General features: G+C 65.8%; 5 protein-coding genes. 1 reads left to right on the top strand and 4 read right to left on the bottom strand.

The features are described 5' to 3' along the window. Positions 1–493: hypothetical protein (locus VF992_06330; GenBank protein HEX9340771.1), on the bottom strand; the 493-nt coding region annotated here is incomplete at its 3' end. Between the two features lie 322 nt (positions 494–815). Here VF992_06330 and VF992_06325 point away from each other — a divergent pair. Further along, complete coding sequence (locus tag VF992_06325) at positions 816–1613, top strand: hypothetical protein (GenBank protein HEX9340770.1); 798 nt, start codon at positions 816–818, stop codon at positions 1611–1613. A 98-nt stretch (positions 1614–1711) separates the two neighbouring features. Here VF992_06325 and VF992_06320 read toward each other — a convergent pair whose 3' ends face one another. The 3 genes from VF992_06320 to VF992_06310 all read right to left on the bottom strand — a co-directional run bounded on the left by VF992_06320 (position 1712) and on the right by VF992_06310 (position 2988). Continuing rightward, on the bottom strand, positions 1712–1888 hold the full coding sequence (locus tag VF992_06320) for a hypothetical protein (GenBank protein ID HEX9340769.1): 177 nt from the start codon (positions 1886–1888) through the stop codon (positions 1712–1714). Next, entirely contained in the window at positions 1889–2254 is a 366-nt protein-coding gene (locus VF992_06315) for a hypothetical protein (GenBank protein HEX9340768.1), read from the bottom strand. 152 nt (positions 2255–2406) lie between these two features. Next, positions 2407–2988 (bottom strand): hypothetical protein, encoded by a 582-nt coding sequence (locus tag VF992_06310; GenBank protein ID HEX9340767.1) that lies wholly within the window; start codon positions 2986–2988, stop codon positions 2407–2409. Positions 2989–3672: the final 684 nt, after the last annotated feature.

The raw sequence follows: 3672 nt of genomic DNA, 5'->3' as shown, positions 1-3672 counted from the left end.
GGAGTTCGAGGCGTGGTTCCAGAAGGAACTCAAGAAGTCCGTTGAAGCAGACAAAGAAATCCTCAAGGCCCTCGACTAGCGAAGCCGACGAGTCCATTTCTTGACCCACTTTTCGACATCCTTCAGCGATTCCTGTCGTGTCAATCGACCGAACGAAGGCCTCAACTTCCTCCCTCGACGCTCCAATTCGAAGGCCAAAGGCGCGAAGAATCAGCGGGGCGAGTTCAAATCCGCCACGGTGATTCGCATCCCAGAATGGATGCTCTCGGACCAAGAGGTGCAGCGCGAGAGAGGCGATCATTGTCGGTGGATGTCGAGCCTCTGCGAGACGGGAGATCCGATCTGCCAGGTAGTCGATGGATCCGAAATCGCGGATTTCAAAGTTCCAAGTCTCGCCGACCTTCGCGGCTTGCTGGTGGACGGCGATGATGTCTTCCGCTCGAAGGGCTCTCAGCTTCCTGTAGCCCGGTGCTTTCCCATCGGTATTGGGCACTCCTCCGACAGTCACCTCGGCTTAAATGAAACGAAGAAGGTGGACCGATGAGAAGGGCGGCTCGCGTCGCCGCTGAAGGATTCCCCCAGCTTCGGGACCCGCTTGTCCTCGGCGTCCGTTACGAAATCCGGAAAGATTCTTCCCACGGCTCGAGGAGATCCTGGCCCGCGCGAAGGCGAAGCGGTGGACGATCGCCGCGTGGGCCCTCCCATACGGGTAAGTCTCCCTCGATCCCTTGGCTGAGGCGTGCGCCCGTTCGTAGGGGGGATGCTCGTCGCCAAACGTCGGACGCTCGACACAAACGCTTTCTAGACCCCGCCGGATGGCGCGCTCGGAGGGTGGGTTGGAGGAGGAACCGCCGGAACGGGCGAAGAAGCCCGCATGGACCGATCCGGAGAGGCTCCTGATCGTCGCGTCCGCACTGCTCCTCGCGGCCAACCTCCTCCTGATCCTGGCCCTCTTCCTGAACTTCGTCGGGAGCCTCGGCGGCTGGGACGCGGGCACGACGATCTGGGTCGCCCTCGGCCTCGACCTCGTCGGCGCCGCGGCGCTCGGCCGCGTCTTCCTGGCGACGGCGGACCGGACGGCCGGCCGCTCCCGCCTATACCGGAAGGTCGCCGGATCCCTCCTCGTCGGGTGGGTCGCCCTCTCGGCGTTCTGGCGGTTCGTCCTGCCGTCGGCGGTGGGGACGAATCTCCAAGACCTCTTCGTCGCGCTCCTCACGTCCGACGAGGCGTTGCCAGTCTCCGTCGTCCGCTCCGTCGGGGTCGTGTATCAGGTGCTGGGCCTCTGGATCGGGAGCGCGGCGATGTTCTTCGCCGCCCAGGTCGTGATCGCGCTGGACGCCCGGATCGCGTCCGAGGACGACTGGGCCCGCGGCCTCCCCGTGTACGCGTGGACGCTCGCCGCCGGGGTCTCCTTCGTCGCAACGGTCTTCATCGCCTTCTCCGTGGTCTCGGTGCTCCGGGGGGGTCGCGTGGCGGACGCCTATCCGGGCTGGGTGCTCGCGAAGCTCGTCGTCGCGCCGAACGTCTTCATCTCGGGGTACGCCTCGAGCCTGCAGCTCGGGCGGTCCGCGGCCCGCGCTCTCGCCCCGGCGGACGCGCCGGAGGATGCGTGAGGGGCCCACTACAACCGGCTCGTCGGCTTCGAGCGGGGGCGAATCCGATGCGACGCTCGTCACGGGGTTGCGACGGGGCGTCCGCCCGCGTATGCGAGCTATGGACGAGTGCCTTCAATCGGGAGGTCGATGTAGGCCTCCCCGTCGTACAGCTTGCCCCGTAGACCCCGATGCCGGCCGCTTTTCCGCACGAGCCACGGACCCTCGACCTTCCGAGCAATGTAAATGATCCGTTTCCCCTCGATGCCGTCCCCGTATCCGCGAAGGACCGCCATTCAATCCCTCCCCAGCCGCGCCCGGCCGGCGTCGATGAGCGTTTGAGCCGCGGCGAAAGCGATCCGGGGTTCGAGTCCGAGGCGTTCGATGAGTTCGCTCACGTAGTGAGTGCCCGGATTCTTGGAAAGGTAGCGATCGACGAGCCGTGCCGCCTCCTCCATGGAGACCTCCCGGATCTCGGTGATCCCGGTCCTTTCCAATTCGTCCAGCGTCCCCAGGACCGCCTGCCGAATGAAGGCACTCCGGGACCGCAGGCCGAGCAGGTCCCGGCCGCGCTCCAGTCGAGCGAGCTCCGACGGGGTGAAGCGGGTCGGAATCGCCGAGGATTTTTCGCGTCGCCGAGGACGCGAGCCGGTCGTCGCCATGGGTATGTATACGTTTTATACGGGTATAAGAGGATTCTGTCTACCTGTAGCCTCCTTGTCGGGACCGTACCGTTTCGCCGAAGCCCGTCACCTTGGACGGTCCATGGCGAGCGCCCCCGACATTCGGCGGTCCAGGCGTGGGGCGACGGCCCTCACGAGCAGATCGCGACCCACTCGCCGCCCTCGGGCGACGTCAGGACGACGTCCGGGATTGTGCACGTCTTCGGCTGCGTGTACGAGAACGGCCCGACGTCCCCGGTCGCGTAGACTTCCATCCAGGAGACGGTCGGGGTCACGGAGAACTGCTGGCCGACGCTCAGGGAGGTGAGGTCGCCCGAGAACGTCCCCTTGAACGGCACGGAGACGGTCGAGCCCGCATCGACCGAGACCGGGAGGCGGCCCGCGGCCGTGCCGATGTCGGCGACGATCGCCGAGCCGGTCACCGAGAGGATCGTCGCGCCTAAGAGCAGGACGCGGATGCCGAACGAGTGGGTGTTCGTGACCTGCATCGTGCCCACGATCGTGCCGCTCGGGCCGGAGAGGTGGACGACCTGGGAGACGCGCGCGACGATCGTCAGGCCGGAGTCCTGGTAGAGCAGGAAGTCCGTGCGGAGGATGTCCGGCTTCGCGACGACGGTCGCGAGGAGGAGGACGGAGAGGATGGGCAGGGGCGCGAAGTAGCGCTTGCGTCCCCAGGGCGCCGGACGGAAAGGACTGCGTCGGATCTCACGCATCTCAACAACCTCGGAGGTGGGACGCGTGCATCCGACGGTCCCACCCGCGGCGACACGCAGGTCCGAGGACTTAATGGTTCCCAGGGGTCGAATTTTGGTCTAGCCGGCGTAGAGTTGGATGGTCTCGACATCGGCGTCGGGCCCTCGACGAGACGCATGTCCGTACCGGCACGATGGGGTTGCACCTGTGGGCCGCGATCGACCTCACGACGCGCGAGGTCCTCGCCGTGCACCTCACGACGCGGTCGCATTTCGGCACGATGATGTTCCTCGCGAAGGTCGTCCGCACGTATCGGAACCGATCCTCGTCTACGTCGACAGGGTCCGCAGCATTGGCGGGCCGTTCGGAGATACGGCTTCCCGCATCAATGCAGGACGGTCAGTCCGAAGTCGGCGATCGAGTGGCGGCACGCCTCCCGAAGCGGCGCGCGTGGCGGTTCCACAGCTTCTTTCCATTCGGGTCCTCGGAGGGTCGGTCCCCAGCTGAATGGAGCCGTTGGTCCGCTTCTCCAATTGGGAGGCGTTACGTCTCCGAACCTTCCAGCAAAACGCTATTATACCCCTGACGGAACTGCGCCACGGCCATCATGGGGGGATTTCGCGGAGGTCATTGATGCCGGCGAGGCAGCCAGCCGGAGCCTTGAGGCCGAAGGCACGCGGCTCGGCGTCATCGTCGCAATCCCC

Source organism: Thermoplasmata archaeon (assembly GCA_036395115.1).
GTDB lineage: Archaea > Thermoplasmatota > Thermoplasmata > RBG-16-68-12 > RBG-16-68-12 > RBG-16-68-12.
The sequence above is the reverse complement of the archived record's forward strand: the minus strand, read 5'-3'. Positions and strand labels throughout refer to the sequence as shown.

Bases quoted from the DNA above. Each gene is read 5' to 3' on its own strand.
- VF992_06310 (HEX9340767.1), bottom strand. From the start codon at position 2,988: ATGCGTGAGATCCGACGCAGTCCTTTCCGTCCGGCGCCCTGGGGACGC.
- VF992_06315 (HEX9340768.1), bottom strand. From the start codon at position 2,254: ATGGCGACGACCGGCTCGCGTCCTCGGCGACGCGAAAAATCCTCGGCG.
- VF992_06320 (HEX9340769.1), bottom strand. From the start codon at position 1,888: ATGGCGGTCCTTCGCGGATACGGGGACGGCATCGAGGGGAAACGGATC.
- VF992_06325 (HEX9340770.1), top strand. From the start codon at position 816: ATGGCGCGCTCGGAGGGTGGGTTGGAGGAGGAACCGCCGGAACGGGCG.